The organism is Helicobacter sp. 11-8110, assembly GCF_003288905.1.
In the GTDB taxonomy this organism is placed as follows: domain Bacteria; phylum Campylobacterota; class Campylobacteria; order Campylobacterales; family Helicobacteraceae; genus Helicobacter_D; species Helicobacter_D colisuis.
The window spans coordinates 30630-47265 of sequence record NZ_NHYL01000005.1; the positions used below are offsets into that span (position 1 = coordinate 30630).

19 protein-coding genes are annotated in these 16636 nt (G+C 34.3%); 9 read left to right on the forward strand and 10 right to left on the reverse strand.

The window, feature by feature from the left end; genetic code table 11:
- Nucleotides 1–91 precede the first annotated feature (91 nt).
- The gene (locus CCY98_RS05635) at nt 92–1267 is read left to right on the forward strand and encodes a replication-associated recombination protein A (protein WP_112057595.1); all 1176 of its coding nucleotides are present in this window, start codon (nt 92–94) and stop codon (nt 1265–1267) included.
- Nucleotides 1268–1354: 87 nt separating this feature from the next.
- Here the strand turns inward: CCY98_RS05635 and CCY98_RS05640 are convergent, their stop codons facing one another.
- The 9 genes from CCY98_RS05640 to CCY98_RS05680 all read right to left on the reverse strand — a co-directional run bounded on the left by CCY98_RS05640 (nt 1355) and on the right by CCY98_RS05680 (nt 8419).
- Entirely contained in the window at nt 1355–1639 is a 285-nt protein-coding gene (locus CCY98_RS05640; protein ID WP_112057596.1) for a 4Fe-4S binding protein, read from the reverse strand.
- 125 nt (nt 1640–1764) lie between these two features.
- The gene (locus tag CCY98_RS05645; protein WP_112057597.1) at nt 1765–2340 is read right to left on the reverse strand and encodes an HAD-IIIA family hydrolase; all 576 of its coding nucleotides are present in this window, start codon (nt 2338–2340) and stop codon (nt 1765–1767) included.
- Complete coding sequence (locus CCY98_RS05650; protein ID WP_258439251.1) at nt 2337–2897, reverse strand: queuosine precursor transporter; 561 nt, start codon at nt 2895–2897, stop codon at nt 2337–2339. Before CCY98_RS05650 ends, CCY98_RS05645 begins: the two co-directional genes overlap by 4 nt.
- Before the next feature lie 287 nt (nt 2898–3184).
- Nucleotides 3185–3442 carry a 30S ribosomal protein S18 gene (gene rpsR, locus CCY98_RS05655; protein ID WP_006656143.1) on the reverse strand — a complete coding sequence of 86 codons (258 nt, stop codon included), beginning with the start codon at nt 3440–3442 and terminating at the stop codon, nt 3185–3187.
- 11 nt (nt 3443–3453) lie between these two features.
- Nucleotides 3454–3936 carry a single-stranded DNA-binding protein gene (gene ssb, locus CCY98_RS05660; RefSeq protein WP_112057598.1) on the reverse strand — a complete coding sequence of 161 codons (483 nt, stop codon included), beginning with the start codon at nt 3934–3936 and terminating at the stop codon, nt 3454–3456.
- 9 nt (nt 3937–3945) lie between these two features.
- Nucleotides 3946–4374 carry a 30S ribosomal protein S6 gene (rpsF, locus tag CCY98_RS05665; protein WP_112057599.1) on the reverse strand — a complete coding sequence of 143 codons (429 nt, stop codon included), beginning with the start codon at nt 4372–4374 and terminating at the stop codon, nt 3946–3948.
- A 78-nt stretch (nt 4375–4452) separates the two neighbouring features.
- Complete coding sequence (locus tag CCY98_RS05670; protein WP_112057600.1) at nt 4453–5454, reverse strand: DNA polymerase III subunit delta; 1002 nt, start codon at nt 5452–5454, stop codon at nt 4453–4455.
- Entirely contained in the window at nt 5454–7604 is a 2151-nt protein-coding gene (locus CCY98_RS05675; RefSeq protein WP_112057601.1) for a ribonuclease R family protein, read from the reverse strand. The genes CCY98_RS05670 and CCY98_RS05675 overlap by 1 nt, the downstream gene beginning before the upstream one ends.
- Nucleotides 7601–8419 carry an HDOD domain-containing protein gene (locus CCY98_RS05680; RefSeq protein ID WP_112057602.1) on the reverse strand — a complete coding sequence of 273 codons (819 nt, stop codon included), beginning with the start codon at nt 8417–8419 and terminating at the stop codon, nt 7601–7603. Before CCY98_RS05680 ends, CCY98_RS05675 begins: the two co-directional genes overlap by 4 nt.
- 122 nt (nt 8420–8541) lie before the next feature.
- Here CCY98_RS05680 and rfaD point away from each other — a divergent pair, with 122 nt between their 5' ends.
- The 4 genes from rfaD to CCY98_RS05700 are packed head-to-tail and all read left to right on the forward strand — an operon-like array spanning nt 8542 to nt 12080.
- Nucleotides 8542–9540 carry an ADP-glyceromanno-heptose 6-epimerase gene (gene rfaD / locus CCY98_RS05685; RefSeq protein WP_112057603.1) on the forward strand — a complete coding sequence of 333 codons (999 nt, stop codon included), beginning with the start codon at nt 8542–8544 and terminating at the stop codon, nt 9538–9540.
- Nucleotides 9541–11064, forward strand: a complete 1524-nt coding sequence (gene rfaE1, locus CCY98_RS05690; RefSeq protein ID WP_112057604.1) for a D-glycero-beta-D-manno-heptose-7-phosphate kinase — start codon at nt 9541–9543, stop codon at nt 11062–11064.
- Between the two features lie 2 nt (nt 11065–11066).
- Entirely contained in the window at nt 11067–11636 is a 570-nt protein-coding gene (gene gmhA, locus CCY98_RS05695; protein ID WP_112057605.1) for a D-sedoheptulose 7-phosphate isomerase, read from the forward strand.
- A gap of 3 nt (nt 11637–11639) precedes the next feature.
- A complete protein-coding gene (locus tag CCY98_RS05700; protein WP_112057606.1) occupies nt 11640–12080 on the forward strand; it encodes a hypothetical protein in 441 nt (146 codons plus the stop codon).
- A 3-nt stretch (nt 12081–12083) separates the two neighbouring features.
- On the opposite strand, the gene CCY98_RS05705 is transcribed toward CCY98_RS05700, so the two are convergent.
- On the reverse strand, nt 12084–12866 hold the full coding sequence (locus CCY98_RS05705) for a HesA/MoeB/ThiF family protein (protein ID WP_112057607.1): 783 nt from the start codon (nt 12864–12866) through the stop codon (nt 12084–12086).
- A gap of 208 nt (nt 12867–13074) precedes the next feature.
- On the opposite strand from CCY98_RS05705, the gene CCY98_RS05710 reads away from it, so the two are divergent.
- The 4 genes from CCY98_RS05710 to CCY98_RS05730 all read left to right on the forward strand — a co-directional run bounded on the left by CCY98_RS05710 (nt 13075) and on the right by CCY98_RS05730 (nt 16635).
- Nucleotides 13075–13407 carry a metalloregulator ArsR/SmtB family transcription factor gene (locus tag CCY98_RS05710; RefSeq protein WP_112057608.1) on the forward strand — a complete coding sequence of 111 codons (333 nt, stop codon included), beginning with the start codon at nt 13075–13077 and terminating at the stop codon, nt 13405–13407.
- 15 nt (nt 13408–13422) lie between these two features.
- On the forward strand, nt 13423–15378 hold the full coding sequence (locus tag CCY98_RS05715; protein WP_112057609.1) for a heavy metal translocating P-type ATPase: 1956 nt from the start codon (nt 13423–13425) through the stop codon (nt 15376–15378).
- 526 nt (nt 15379–15904) lie between these two features.
- On the forward strand, nt 15905–16324 hold the full coding sequence (locus CCY98_RS05725) for an SMR family transporter (protein ID WP_112057610.1): 420 nt from the start codon (nt 15905–15907) through the stop codon (nt 16322–16324).
- Nucleotides 16321–16635, forward strand: coding sequence for a multidrug efflux SMR transporter (locus tag CCY98_RS05730; protein WP_112057611.1), 315 nt, complete (start codon nt 16321–16323; stop codon nt 16633–16635). Before CCY98_RS05725 ends, CCY98_RS05730 begins: the two co-directional genes overlap by 4 nt.
- Nucleotide 16636: the final 1 nt, after the last annotated feature.

A 16636-nucleotide genomic window follows, 5' to 3' on the forward strand; every position in this document is an offset into this window, starting at 1 on the left:
CCATACATCATAAACAAAACCATAAAAGCTGCAAATAATGCTAAAATAATAGGTGCAAATCTTGCCATCATAAAGCCTTAAAGAGAAGATAATGAAAGAGTTAGCATACAATAAAAGACCTAAAAACTTCCAACAATTTATTGGACAAAAGCATATTTTTGGAGAAAACTCTCCTTTTATGCGATTATTAAAAAGTGGCGAGATTCCACACAGCTTCTTTTTTGGTCCCCCAGGAAGTGGCAAAACAACTGCTGCAAGACTGATTGCCAATGAACTTGATTATCCCTTTTATAGTCTTAATGCCACAAGTTTTAAAAGTGAAGATTTGCGTAATATTCTAAAACAGCACCAAAATACTCTGCAAAAACCTCTTATTTTTATTGACGAAGTCCATAGATTAAACAAAGCCCAACAAGAACTGCTTTTGCCCATTATGGAAAATCACCAAGCTTTAATCTTAGGGGCTTCTATGGAAAATCCCTTTTTTTCGCTGATTAATGCGATTCGATCACGATCTTTTGTGTTTGAATTTTATCGCCTAAGTAAAGAAGAATTAGCGCAGATTCTAGAAGAATACTTCCTAGAAGATTCTATTAAAGACTTTTTAATTGGCACTAGTGGTGGCGATGCAAGGGCAATGCTAAATCTACTTGATTGTGCCTTATGCACTAAAATGCCACTCACTCTTGAGCTTTTAAAATCCATTCGTCCTCATTCACTAAATAGTAGCACTAGCGATTCTGATACACATTACAATCTTATTTCAGCTATGATAAAAAGCATTCGCGGAAGTGATGAAAATGCTGCTATTTATTACCTAGCAAGACTAATTGAAGGGGGTGAAAATCCTGAATTTATCGCAAGACGACTTGTAATTTTAGCCAGTGAAGATATTGGCAATGCTAACCCAAATGCCTTAAATCTTGCCAATTCAACCTTGCAAAGCGTTGCCAAGATTGGTTATCCAGAAGCAAGAATCATTTTAAGTCAATGCGTAATTTATCTCTGTGCTTCACCCAAATCCAACACTTCTTATGAAGCCATTAATGCTGCCTTAGAATATGTCCGCAAAAACCCCAATGAGCCTATTCCAGAACATATACAACAATTACACAAAAATTATTTGTATCCGCATAATTTTGGGGGCTGGGTGAAACAAAAATACCTACTTAAAAATTTAGAGTTTGTTAAATGGCAACCCAAAGGCTTTGAGAAAACACTAAAAGAATGGCTTGATAAAATACGCACTATCAAAACCAAAGAATAAAAATAAGCTTAAAAAACACTCATCAAAAAAGAGTTCAAAAACTAAAAAGAATCAAATAAAAAGAGAGTGGCACTAGCCAAGGGCTAGTTATTCCACTACTGGGATATGGGCAGTTCTTTTATCCTCACCAATATCATCTCTGTGTGGTTGAGAATCTACCACTGCATCCCAAACGATACAGCCTTCTGTTGGACAGGCAGAAGCACAAGCAGGCTCATCATTGTGTCCTACACACTCTACACATTTATCATTATAAACAAAATAGCAACCATCGTTATTTGGGCTATCATCATCATCTACAATTGCTTCTACTGGACATTCATCAATACAAGCACCACAGGCGATACAAATATCAGTAATCTTAACAGCCATATTATCTCCTTTAATGTTTAAAATTAAACTTTAAAGTATATAAAAAAGCTACTAAAAGGAATCTTTAATCAACTCTTCTTGGCAATTTTTGTTTTAAAAATGCTTAAATTGTAGAGCATAGTTATTTAATTATGTTTATTGATTGCTTGAAATAGTTTCAAAGCTTCTTTAAGATTTGAAACCCTATGTGTCGCGTGTAAAGCTTGGTTTTCCCCAACCAAAATTCGCGTTTGCACTCCAGCTTCAAGCCCTGCTATCATATCCGTATCTTTGTCACCCAAAATATAGCTATCATATTGCGATAAATCCAATCCAAAATCCGCACAAGCTTGAAGCAACATTTGAGGCTTAGGCTTGCGACAAAAACAATTTTCTTCCTTGGTATGCGGACAAAAATAAATGCCATCAAAACCAATATTTTTAGGCACAAAACCGCTTTGACGCAGTGGAATCATAAGGCAAGAAACAATGCAGTTTTGCATAAAAGCACTTAAAGTTTCAAAGTCTTTTTGCGTGAATATTCCACGATGAATACCTGATTGATTAGTTACCAAAAAACACAAGGAATCTTGTTTTTTTAACTCCAAAAAAAGCTCCATAAAAAAGGGAGCGAAATAAAACTTTTCAATCTCATAGCCATAAGGAGCATCTTCAAGATTCACGACATCATCTCGATCAAAAAACACGACCTTTTGTTTCATCTAAATACCCCTAGGAACTTTTGCAATCTAATGGCAAAGAGATAGAAAAATGGTGTATTTAAAAGCCCAAGGCAGAATTTAATCAAATAATCTCCAAAGACTAGCATAAGGACATTTTGCCAAGGCATAACAAATAAAAAGGCAATGTGAAAAAAAATCATCGTATCAACAAACTGCGAGAATGCAGTGCTTCCGACACTCCTTAGCCACCACAAACGAGGAAACTTTGATTTTAACCAATAAAAGATATAAACATCTGCTTGTTGCGAAAAGAAAAAAGCACTCACACTTGCAAGGGCAATCCGGAATTCGGCCAAAAACATTGAAGGGATAAAGGCACAAAAAATACCGATTCTAACCACCTTTAAAACCTCATCTCTATGGTATCTTTCTGCTAAAATATCTGCCAACAAAAAAGTAAAAGGATAAGTTATAGCGCCATAAGTAAAAAAGTTATTGACAGGGAATTGCACGAGATAATTTGAAGCCACAATCAATGCAGTAAAAATCACCACTGATACCAATATAACTGAAAAAGACATTGTTTTTTTAAACATCTGCCAAACTCCAAACTTAATTTCTCAAACACACAAAGTCTAGGCATTTAATATTATCAAATTGATAGTAAAAGACTTACATCATTTTATTGCAAACTCATATTTTTAAGAATCAAGATTCTAGCTAAATTAAAATAACAATCCTAAAAATAATTCTTAAAAATCTATTTTTGCAACGCAATTAATCAGTATTCAAAGCATTTAGACAAACACTCGCAAACACCCAAAAACCTATAAAATTTGCTAAGATTAAGCAAGGATTCCAAGGTGGAATCCAAAAGATTGCTTCAAATTTTAAAAGGGTTTTCAACCACTCTTTTTCTATCTACAATGTAAGGAATAAGCGCCATTTGTCTTGCTCTTTTGATAGCAACTTCTACGCGCTCTTGCCATTTTTTAGAGTTTCCAGTTAAACGGCGTGGCATAATTTTGTAGCGCTCTGATAAAGAATGCTTAAGCATATCAATATCTTTGTAGTCAATAAATTCAATTTTTGATTCAGTATATCTGCAGTATCTTTTAGAGTATCTCTTTTTCTCTGCCATAATTTATCCTTTTAAAATGGTATTTCATCGTCATTAATATCAATCACTGGGAGATCGGGCTCTTTTTGTGGTCTTTGAACTTGTGGCGATGGTTTTTGATAAACTTCTTGTTGCTCATAACCACTAGCATACCCACTCTCTCCATAGCCAACATTCTCATTAGCATTTTGTCTTTGCCCTAGCATTTGCATATTTTCTGCGGCAATAGAATGCTTACTGCGCTTTGTGCCTGTATTATCAGTCCAACTCTCAAGCACCAAACGACCTTCAATGAGAACTTGAGATCCTTTCTTAAGGTATTGATTAGCCACTTCAGCTGTCCTACCAAAGAGATTTGCATCAATATAACAAACCTCCTCTGCTTGAGTGCCATCTTGCTTTTTGTATCGGCGGTTTGTTGCCAAACCCAACCTTGCTAATGCTGCACCACTTGGCAGATAACGCAACTCTACATCACGCGTAAGATTTCCTACTAAAATGACTTTATTAAACATTGCAATTCCTTAAGATTCTTGAGAAGCTTCCTCACTCTTTGCTTCTTCTTTTGGAGCTGTTTCCTTAGCTTCACGCGCTTCTTTTAATGGTGTCGCTTTTTTATTGTGAATAGCTCTATCTACCAAGACTTCCCATGCTTTTTGTTCTTTTTTGCTATCGTATTTAATCACGATAAAACGCAAAATGTCTTCATTAATGCGATACAAACGCTCTAATTCTAAAACGAGTTTTGGCTCAGCTTTGAAATAAATTACAAAGTAATATCCTCGTTTATTTTTCTTGATTTCATAAGCAAGATTTCGCATTCCCATATCCAATGTCGCGCTAATTTCTCCGCCATTGTTAAGAATCGCTGCTTTATAAAAATCGATTTTTTGTGTGATTTCTTCTTGTGTCAAAGTGGGTTTTACCACAAACATAGTTTCATAAAAACGCATTTTTTCTCCTTATGGATTCTGCCCTTTTTGCTAAAAAGAGCAAGGATTTTTTACAAGTAAAATGTAAAGCCTAAAATTTTATTCTAAAATAGCTTGAATTTTAATTAAAGCGCGTAAAAATCCATTCCCTTTTGTAATTCCCCTTATTGAATCCTCATGCCACCTATTCAATACGCAAAATATCTTCAAAAATTTTTCTTGTCCTATTTGTATGGCTCTTCTTTTTTTCTTTTCTAGTAGATTTACAGGAAGTTTATAGCCCAAAACCTCTTCAGAAGTTGCATTTCCATAAAGCTTAATATGACTTGAAAATAAAAAAAGTTGAAAGAAATATTTCTGTATTTCTGCAATGAGCGGAATCTCTTCAAATCCCTGCTCCAAAAACTTTTCTAATAGATTATTATAAGGTTTCCTATCAAAAATCAATTCCAAAATTTCTTCATAATCAACACTGCCCAAGCTATAACCTAGATTCTCAATATTTTCTGCATTAATCTCTGAATCAAAAATGGTGTATTTTCTCAATTCTGCAACACTAAGCCCCAAATCATAATTTTGCTGCTCCAAAATCTTTCTCAAAGAAAAATCCGAAATTTTCAACTCAAAGCCATTGGCATATTCGCGCAAAATCCCAAAGGCTTCACCTGCACTAAGGTTAAAAAATCGCACTTCATAAATATTCTTGCCCTTAAAACTTCCTGCTAATGCCTTGCAATCTAGTGAATACTCCGCAGCACTTTTATTTTCTGCTTGATAAAACTCTAAAATTAAATAGCCACTGCCATTTTTTTCCAAAGCTGCAATAAGCAAATCAAGCTGTTTTTTGGGAATCTTTTTGTCTGCTTTAATCCAAACAAGCGATTCCCCTCCAAAAAGAGAGCCTTGAGAAAAACAAGCCATAGCACTATTAAAATCAAATTCACTAAAATAAAAGCTATTTTTTTCACAATCTTTTTTGAGAATCTCTTGGGCTATTTTCTCTCCATAATACCCAACCAAAAATGAATCTTCACCATAGAGTAAAATCGCACGAATCTCGGTATTACTTGCAAGTTTAGAATCAAGTTCTCTTTTATACATTATCTGTTTTTCTTTCTTTTTCTTGGGATTTTATTTTGTTTTCTTTGCTTATTTTTCTTGGCAATTCTCAAAGCTTCTCTTCTAGCTAATTCTTTATTTTTCATGGCTTGTTTTTGTCGCTTTTGGGAAATGTATTCTGAAATCCTTAAATTTTCACCCCCAAATCCCTCGGAGAAAACCTTTACCATTCTACCATAAACCTTTGCCGTGGCAAGATTCACTTCCAAAATCTGAATCCGTGCTTTTTGGTATTTCACGCCTTGACCATTTAGAGTTATCACCCTAGCACCCATTAAAGGAAAATCGCTCAAAGCTACAATCAAAGGTGATTTTTCACTCACAATGATACCATCATAGATTTGTCCCAAATACTTGGAGAGATAACGCGCAAATTTTCTATCTTGAAAATCCAGCTCTATTTGTGCCACTTCACGCTCTTGCAAACTTAATTGATCGCATAAAATAGGCAAAGAATCTTTGTATTGCTTATTTTCATTGAGTGCAACTTTGTCTTTTAAGATTCGGTGCAAAATCAAATCGCTATATCTTCGAATCGGAGAAGTAAAATGGCTATAAGCCTCAAATCCTAACCCAAAATGCCCTACATTATGACTAGCATAACTAGCTTGTTGCATAGATTTAACAATAAGCTTATCCACTTCCCTTTGTATTTTTGCTCTTTTAGCAATGCTTTGAATCTCCAAAATCGCCTTATGCAAAGCCATTTTTGTTTTAGGGATTGCCTTGTCTCTCCAAATTCCTAAAAGCCGCAATTCTCCAAATAACTCATTTAATTTTTCCATTTTAGGTTGAGGATGGATTCGATAGATTCCTAGCTTTAAATGATTGTCATTTTGAGCATTTTTTTGCTCTAATAGCTTAGCGCTCTCCACATTAGCAAGCAACATACACTCTTCAATTAATTGATGAGAAAGTGTTTGAGATTCAAAAGACAGCGCCCTAAGTTCTAAATTTTTATCTAGCTCTAGCTCCACCCCATCTCCTGTGAAATCAAACCCATATTTCAAACGATTCTTGCGCAATTTTTGAGTTAATTCTTTCAAGGATAAAAGCATTGTTTGCAAAGGCTTTTTAATAGTAGCGCTTTTTTGAGTTTCAAAAAAGGCATCCACTTCTTCATAATTTAATTTTTGCTTGACTTTGATAATTGCTGCAAAAAGCTCACTATTTAATACCACCTTAGTGCGTTTATGAAGCCGAATCTTCCATACCATTGCTAAGCGATTTTTGCCCTCTTTTAGGGAACAAAGATTTTCACTCAAAGTGCGCGGTAACATTGGGATAGATTTATGTGGAAAATAAATACTAAATCCACGACTTTTTGCTTCCCCATCTAAAGGGGAATTAGGCGTTACATAATGGCTAACATCCGCAATCCCGACATAAAGCATCGCATTATCTTGATCATAAAAAATTGCATCGTCGTGATCCTTAGCGCCAACTGGATCGATCGCACAAAAAGGCAAATGTGTAAGATTCTCACGCTCTTTAAAGTGGCTAATTTGCACTTCTTTAAAGCTTTGCGCTTGGAGTTCGGCTTGGAGACTAAAGGCTTCTCGTTTGTTGTAGAGATTAAGGGCAATAATCTCATCAATTTTGGGATCATCCAAAGTGCCTAAAATCTCCAAAACCTCTCCATTTTGTGGATTTAATTTCAAAATAGTTTGACTGGGGAGTGCCTTTAGGGATTTTTGAGAAGCTTTGATTTTATATGCTACTTCATTAGGGATAGAAATCGCAATACAATCAAGTTTGTATTTTTCCAAATAGCACACTATATTTTGTGTTCTATGTTGCAAAACTTGTAAAATTTTGGCTTTAGTCTTGCCCAATCTAGCCTTAGTAATATTTTTTGCAAGGACAATATCGCCTTTTTGTGCTCTTTGTGTGTGATTCTTCTCTATAAGCCAATCTTTTTGGTGAGAATTAAAAAGGCTACACACAAAGCCATATCCTTTTTTAGTGGGTTCAAATCTACCAATTTGGAATTTTTTACCCAAAAAATAACGCGCTTGTTTTTTCTCTATTGCCCCATATTGTTGCAATAGGCTTATTATTTTTTTAAATTCAGGTGCTATCTCCAAATTTAGTGGGATTCCTACTTCTATAAGTCGGACAAATTCAGTCATTCAATCTCACTCAAATTTTCTACAAACCCCATTTCCAACAAAGCCCTTTTAAAACCCTCTTCATCTAAACCATAAAGAGAAACATACTTAAGTGCCTCTTGAATCTGTTCCTTGCTTGCAATGCTATAAGGATTAATTAAAAAATTTACCACACGCAAGGGATAAATATAACATTCTAATTCTTTTGGCAACTCTGGTTTGCCCAAATAATGCACAATTTGCACCATTGTTTCTTCAAAATGCCAATGCTCAAAAAGCATTTCTAAAATTTCAATTTGATCCATCTGCAAAACCGATCTTTCTGCTTCAATAAGGGACATACTCTTAAGCTTTTTTTCAAAGTCTTTTTCTTTATTTGTGCTTCTTAAAACATTAGCTAAAATAACCATTCCAACATGGATAATCAGCGCACAAGAAATTAAGGAATGCAATATGGGATTTTTAGATTGATGCCATTTTGCCAAAAATATTCCCTTTAAGTTAGAAGCTTTTATAAAATCAGCTACACTCAATCCATAAGGACTTAAATCCATCTCTAATTGTGACTTTATTGCGCTTGCAATTGCTAGTCCCTTAGCCGTATAAACACCAAAAAGCATCACCGCTTGTGAGACTGAATTAATGGTTCTTGAATAACCAAATAACGGAGAATTTGCAGTTTTAATAATATTAGCAGTCAAAAGAGGATCGCTTTCAATAATACTTGCTATCTCTCTTATGCTAACATCTTCTCGCAAACAAGCTTTTTGTAACTCCGATATTGTCTGAGGCAAGGGTGGCAAAGAATCAATTTCAGAAATTATCAAGTCTTTCATTATCGTTATCTTGCATTAAAATAATCTTTGCAAAATAATAGCATAAACTCCCTAAACCAAACAAATCTTTTAAAGGTATTTTGTTATAATGTAGCATTTATAAATTATCACAAGGAATCTAAATGCAATACATTGATGACACCCTTGCAGGAAAACGCATTTTAATCACAGGTGGCGCTGGATTTATTGGATCTAATCTCGCGCTTTATTTTCAAAAATATCACCCCAAGTCTCAAGTGGTAGTTTTTGATTGTTTTAGAAATGGGGAAGCTTTTGAAAATGGAAATCCAAAATCGCTAGGACATTTTAAGAATCTTTTAGAATTTAAGGGTGAGGTCATCGCAGGAGATATAAACAACAAAGCCGATTTGCAAAGATTAGAAAATATGAATTTTGATTATATCTTTCATCAAGCAGCCATTTCAGATACTACCGTGCTTAATCAAGAGCTTATTTTGCGCAGCAACCTTAATGCCTTTAAAGATTTACTAGATTTGAGCATAAGAAGCGGAGCAAAAATGATTTATGCTTCAAGCGCAGGAGTTTATGGCAACACTCCTGCACCAAATAGCATTGGTAGTGGCGAGATTCCAGAGAATGCTTATGGATTTTCTAAATTAATGATGGATCATCTAGCTTCCAAATATTTACAAGAAAATCCTAGTTTGCATATCGTTGGATTACGATATTTTAATGTCTATGGCGAAAATGAATTTTACAAAGGCAAAACAGCTTCAATGATTCTGCAACTTGGCTTACAAGCACTCCAAAACAAAAAAGTAAGACTCTTCAAGATGGGAGAGCAAAAACGTGATTTTGTTTATATTCAAGATGTTATTCAAGCCAATGTAAAAGCTATCAATGCTAAAAAAAGTGGCGTTTATAATGTAGGCAGTGGAAAATCAAGAAGCTATAATGATATTGTGGCTTGTTTGAAAAAAGAGCTAGGGGAATTTGAAGTAGAATATTTTGACAATCCTTATTCTTTTTTTCAAACACACACTGAGGCTAATATCGTGCTAACAAAAGAATTTTTAGGTTATGAGCCTAGATTCTCTTTAGAAATTGGTATCAAAAACTATCTTGATCAAATCAAAGCTATTCACGCTAAAGGCTATTAATTGAAACCCAATATTTTAGTCATTGGGGATTTGATTTTAGATCATTATATTTGGGGCAAATGCGAAAGAATCTCCCCAGAAGCTCCCGTGCAGGTGATTGAAGTTGCCAAAGAAACACTCAACCTAGGAGGCGCTTGTAATGTCGCAAACAACCTCATCGCCCTAGATTGCAATGTGTTTATCTGTGGAATGGCAGGTGTTGATAAGGCAGGTGAGGATCTCAAAAACAAGCTAGAATCACTTCATATCAACACTCAAGGAATCCACTTTAGCAAGAATCGACCCACCACGCAAAAATCCCGCATCATCGCTTCACATCAACAAGTTGTGCGTGTAGATAGAGAAGATAAAAGCCTAATTGACAAAGAAGCAGAACAATTTATTTTAGAATCTGCCAAAAAATTAATCAAGCATTCCAGAATTCATTGTATCGTTTTATCTGATTATCAAAAAGGTGTTTTAAGTCAAAATCTCACTCAAAGTCTCATTCAACTTGCTTGTGATTCTAAACTTAAGATTCTCATTGATCCAAAGGGTAAAGATTACTCCAAATATCAAGGTGCTACTCTGCTAACCCCAAACAAAAAAGAAGCCACTGAGGCTACAGGAATCCAAATAAAAGATGATTCTTCACTGCTCCTAGCTCTCCAAAAGCTCAAAGAGATTTGCCATCTTGAATATTCACTCATCACCTTAAGTGAAGATGGAATTGGTATCTTAAAAGACGGATTACACAAAATCCCAACTATTGCCAAAGAAGTTTTTGATGTAACGGGCGCTGGAGACACCGTTATTGCAGCTTTAGCTTTTATGCTTGCAAAAGAAGAAGATATTCTCTCTAGTCTTCACTTTGCTAATGCCGCAGCAGCTGTGGTGGTAGGCAAAGTCGGATCAGCAACGGCTAATAAGCAAGAAATTTTAAATTACCTTAGAGACAATCATCTCTTAGATTCTCTCTCCAAAGAAATTCCAAAGATTCTTAATACTAATCTTGCTGATTCCAAATTTTTGCCACATTTGCAGAGAATCTCACAAAAACAAAAGCCAATGGCTCTTGACTCTAAATTTATAAAATCTAATGATTTTGCCTTATTTTTGGACTTTTTACAAACCTTAAAGTCGCAAGATTTTAAAACTATTTTTACCAATGGCTGTTTTGATATTTTGCATTTTGGACACATTAGCTATCTCAATAAAGCTCGTGAATTAGGAGATTTGCTTATTATTGGATTAAATAGCGATTCTTCTATCAAGCGGCTTAAAGGTGATGAGCGCCCAATCAACTCTCAAGAGGATAGAGCCGCACTGCTGTGTGCATTAGAATGTGTAGATTTTGTTATTATCTTTGATGAAGATACACCGCTTAATCTCATTAGCCAAATTAAACCTGATATTTTAGTTAAAGGCGCAGATTATGCCAATAAAAAAATAGTTGGAAGCGACCTTGTTAAAGAAGTGCGTTTAATTGAATTTATAGAAGGCAAAAGCACTAGTGCAACAATAAAAAAAATCAAAAAGGAATAAAAATGCAAGCACATATTTTAAATGAAATCCAATCTCACTTGCAAACCACTCAAAAAATGTCAAGTCTTGTTGATTCTATTCAAGAAGCTGCTAACCTTGCTATTACAACACTTCAAAATGGAGGCAAGATTCTCATTTGTGGTAATGGTGGAAGTGCAGCTGATTCTCAACATATTGCAGCTGAACTTACAGGACGCTACAAAAGAGAGCGAAAAGGCTTAAGTGCCATAGCCCTAACAACAGACACAAGTGCTTTAACTGCTATTGGAAATGACTATGGTTATGATTTTGTTTTTTCTAGGCAATTTGAAGCACTTGCTAAAAAAGGTGACTTGCTATGGGGAATCTCTACAAGTGGTAATAGCACCAATGTTTTAAACGCTATGCGATGCGCCAAAGAAATGGAATGTAAGATTCTAGGATTTAGTGGCAAAGATGGCGGAGAAATGAAAAAATGGTGCGATCTCTTGCTTCTTTCTCCTAGTGATGATACACCAAGGATTCAAGAAATGCATCTTTTAATGGCTCATATTATTTGTGATTTGATTGAAAAAGCGACAATGAAGGCTTAGGTTTTGTTTTTTCAAAAAACCATAGAATCCTGCCATACAAAGCAGATTAATCTTACTAGTGAAATACTAAAAATTCTCCAAACAAGTGGGATTGCTGCAAATCTTGCTGATTTGACATTAGATGAAAATGGAATCTATTTACCACTTCCCAATCAAACCACCACAAAAGTGATGCTCTACCAAGCCAAGATTCAAGAATCACTTTTTCGCACTCAAGGAGAACCACTCGTGCATCTAAGCGCCTGTGGTGAAAGCCTAAAAAACTACAAAAATGCTGATTTTCTAGCTATTATCCGCACTGATATGCAGTTTTTTTTAGGTATTTACTCTCACAAAATTCAAACTAAAATCTTTAATCAAAAGCCTCTTAATCTCTGCCCACACTGCCACAATCTACTTCATCGCTCCTATCAAGGCAATTTACAACTTTTCTTTGAAAAATAGACTTCATTGATACCTATCTAAATCTAAACTTTTTATACCATTTTCACCACATACGCGACATTTTAAGTTGCGCTTAATGTTAATTTTACGAAATTCCATATCCCGCACATCACAAGTTAAAAATTGATCAAAAAGTGGCTTACCAACTCCTGTAATGATTTTTATCGCTTCATTGGCTTCAATACAGCCAAAAAGCCCAGCAACTGCACCCAAGATTCCTACACTTGCGCCTATTGGAACTTCTCCTTGTGGTGGAGAATCAAATAAACACGCATAACAAGCACTTTCCTTTGGCTTTATACTCATTGCCTGTCCGCAAAAATGCAAGGCACTCGCTCTAACTAGAATCTTGCCCCCAAGCACACAAGCATCATTAAGCAAAAACTTTGAAGCAAAGGCATCTGTAGCCTCTATGACAAGATCATAATCCTTAATAATCCCTAAAATATTACTCACATTTAACCGCTCTTTGTAAATGTTAATTTTAATTTTGGGATTGAGTGATTCTAGCTTTTCTTTAGCTGAGAGTGCTTTGTTTTTTTCTAAATCCTTTGTTGTGTGCAAAATTTGTCTTTGAAGATTGCTCAAATCCACATTATCGCCATCGCAGATTCCAATCTCGCCAATCCCAGCAGCAGCTAAATAAAATAAAACTGGAGAACCAAGCCCACCAGCACCTACTACAAGCACTTTAGCGTTTTTTAGCTTTTGTTGCCCTTCTTCCCCAACTCCACTTAATAAAATATTACGATTGTATCTTTCTAATTCTTCTTGAGTAAATAACATAATAATCCTTTTCTCTAAAAAACCCAATTTTATCGAATCATCTTTGTTGCCTAAAATTTACGCACAAAATTGTATCGTTTTAAGCTTAATATCTTTATGTTTTAATTTTTTTATAAAGAATAAAAAGTTATATTTCTATATATGAATAAATATTCATATATTCATACTTTTATTAATTTTATATTTTAAACAATATTAAGGGAAATAGATGCAAGAGCTTGATTCAGAACGACTTTTAAATATTTTAAAAAAACTCCCCAAAGAAGAATTGCTTTATGAGTTAGCAGAATTTTTTAAAATTTTTGGTGATTCTTCGCGCATTCGCATCCTTTCTTTACTTCAGCAAGAAAAACTTTGTGTGGGAGAAATTTCAGAACTTTTAAACCTCTCTCCCTCCGCTGTTTCTCACCAACTTAGAATCCTACGCCAAGCAAGACTTGTGCGGTATAAAAAAATTGGCAAAGAAGTGTTTTATGAACTTGATGATGACCATATTGAAAAAATCTTTGAACAAGGTTTAGAGCATATTCAAGAAATGTAATATAAGGAGAAAACAATGGCAAATTGCTGCAACACTTGCACAAATACCCAAAATACAATTCATACAAAGAGTGATTTTCAAAATAAACTAGCCCAAAGTCTTTTTTATTTTAGCATTATCCTTTATCTTATTGCACTTAGTGGAGATTTTGGAATCTTTAATTTTCATCTTAATGCCCCCATACTTTATAGTTTTTATCTTTTCTGCTATTTTGCTTTAGGCTATGAAATTTTAAAAAAGGCATTGATTGGGTTTTATAAACGCGAATTTTTTAACGAAAATAGCCTTATGGCACTTGCAAGCATTGGTGCTTGGGCTATCTCTCAGGGAGCTGAAGCCGTAGCAATCTTACTTTTTTATCGCATTGGAGAAGCTTTAGAGGATTTGGTTATTGAAAAATCTAAAAAATCTATTCGCACCCTCGCCTCTATAAAAATAGAACAAGCCCATTTATTTAAAAATGAAAAAATTGAAAATATTGATCCAAAAAATATTCAAGAAGGCGATATTTTAATAATTTTTGCTGGGGAAAGAATCCCTGCTGATGGAATCATTATAAAAGGCGAGGGTAGTATTGATAACTCTGCACTTAATGGAGAATCCCTGCCACAAAATGTAAAAGTGGGAGATTCTCTTTTTTCTGGTAGCATTAATCTTGATTCTATTTTACATTTAAAAGCCACTAAAAGCTATGAAAATTCAACCTTTAGCAAAATTATCAAGCTTATCGAGGAAGGTAGTGCGCAAAAAAGCAGAAGTGAAGAGTTTATCACAAAATTTGCGCGTTACTACACCCCCATTGTAACGCTTTTAGCCTTTGGCATTATTCTTTTCCCTACGCTTTATTTTTGGGCTTTTGGTCAAATGGAATTAATAGAAGCACTTAAAATTTGGCTTTATCGTGGAATTATCTTTTTAGTCGTCTCTTGTCCTTGCGCTTTGGTAATCTCTATTCCACTAACCTTTTTTGCTTCACTTGGAAAAGCTTCAAAAGAAGGAATTTTAATCAAAGGCTCTAGCTATATTGAAGCCCTAAAAGATGCTAATGCCATTATTTTTGACAAAACAGGAACTCTAACAAAGGGCAAATTAATCATTAAAAAAATTAATTCTTATAAAAATTATGATGAAAAATTTATATTAAAAATTGCTCAATTGCTCGAATCTCACTCTAACCACCCCATTGCAAAAGCCATTATGAACTGCAACAATGAAATAAACTTACAAGAAGATTTAAAAAAACTTAGTAACCTCAAAGAAAGCTCTGGAGGCGGAGTGAGTGCGATGTTTGAAAATAAAGCCATTGCTTTGGGGAATGCTCGTTTTATTCAATCCCTAACAAAACAAAATCTCCCAAAAGATTCTAGTTTAAAATGCCAAATTTTCATTGCCTATGATGGAGAAACCATTGGAGATATTATCTTAGAAGATGCCATAAAAAATGAAGCTAAAGAAGCTATAGAGAAGCTAAAAAGAGAGCATTTAGAAGAAATTTATATCCTAAGTGGTGATAAGGAAAGTGTCGTTCAAGAAGTCGCTCAAAGTCTAGGAATCAAGCACTTTTTTGCCTCACTTTTGCCAAATGACAAAGTCAATCATCTAAAAACGATCCTCCAAACCCAAAATCAAAAAAATAAAAAAGTGATTTTTGTAGGAGATGGAATCAACGATGCACCTTCTCTTGCACTTTGTGATATTGGTATTGCAATGGGAAAAACAGGAAGTGATGTCGCGCTAGAGGGAGCAGATATTGTTATTATGAATGATGACTTAAGAAAAATTCCAAAAGTCTTGCAAATTGCCAAAAAAACAAGGCAAATCTTGTGGCAAAATATTTTCTTGGCTTTGGGTGTTAAAATAGGAATTATGATTCTTGGTGCCTTTGGAGCAACAAACCTATGGATAGCCCTTTTTGGCGATGTGGGAGTTGCGCTTTTAGCTTTACTAAATGCCATTAGAGCCATTCGCTAAGTAAGGTTCTGCCTTACAAGCTTAAAAAAATTCATTAAAACTTAACATTTTTTAGTAAAATTTCTTCATACTTTTTTGTAAGAATTCCATAAAACATTTTAAAGGAATTGCTATGAAAATAATCTTTGAAAAAAATGATAAAAATGTCAATTTAAAAAATATATTTATTCTTAGCATAAAAGGCTACATTAAGGTTTTATATCAACAAGGTATGAGTAAAAACAGAAATTAAACAAAAAATCTCTCTTGAATCTAAAAATTTTAATCATCATCATGATTTAATCCTTACTAATTACAAGAGTTTTAATTAAGTTTTGTATCAAAATTTTTTGCTAGAATTTCACACCAAGGCTTGTTTATAAAAGGAGGGAAAATGTATTGTAAGTTTTCTGTCAAACCAACACTAAAAGCCTTAAAAACTATTTTTAATATTATGGCACTACAAACTCTTTATTAATCAACTTCATCTTTTTGTTTTATTTTTACAATCTTAAAAATATTTATAATTATTATTTGGGGGAAGCTTATGAAATTGGGCTGGTTTTGTGTTATTCTTGGTGGAATCATCGAAATTTTTTGGGTGAGTGGATTAAAGTATTCAACAAGTTTTTTAGAATATTTTTTTACTGCTTTTGGAATTTGCTGTTCATTTGTGCTAATGATTCTAGCAACAAAAAAAGTTGAGGTAAGTATTGCTTATGCTGTGTTTGTGGGAATTGGTGCTGCTGGAGTAGCGCTTAGTGAGATTCTTGTTTTTAATGCTCCAACCAATCCTTTGCAACTTACTTTAATTGTCCTTTTGATTTTAAGTATTATAGGCTTAAAGCTTGTAAGCAAAGAGAGTGATAAACAAGATATAAAAGCCATTGAAGAAATTTCTAAAGATTTAGGGATTAATGAATTAGATAATCAGCTTGAAACGCTTAATTCAAAGGATTTAAGATGAGTTGGGTATTTTTGATTTTAGCTGGGATTACAGAGATTTTTGGAGTGATTTGCATAAAAAAATTTGCGCTTGATAACAAGAAAATCTATCTATTAGGCATTTTTCTTTTGTTTGTCCTTAGCTTAAGTCTTTTGTCTTTGGGGTTAAGAGAGATACCAATGAGTATTGCTTATGCTATTTGGACAGGCATTGGGACAGCTGGTGGAGTGCTTGTGGGGATTTTTTTATATAACGAATCAAAAAGCTTCTCCAAGCTTTTCTTTGTTACTAGTATTGTGGTTTGTAGCGTTGGACTTAAGGCTTTTTCATAAA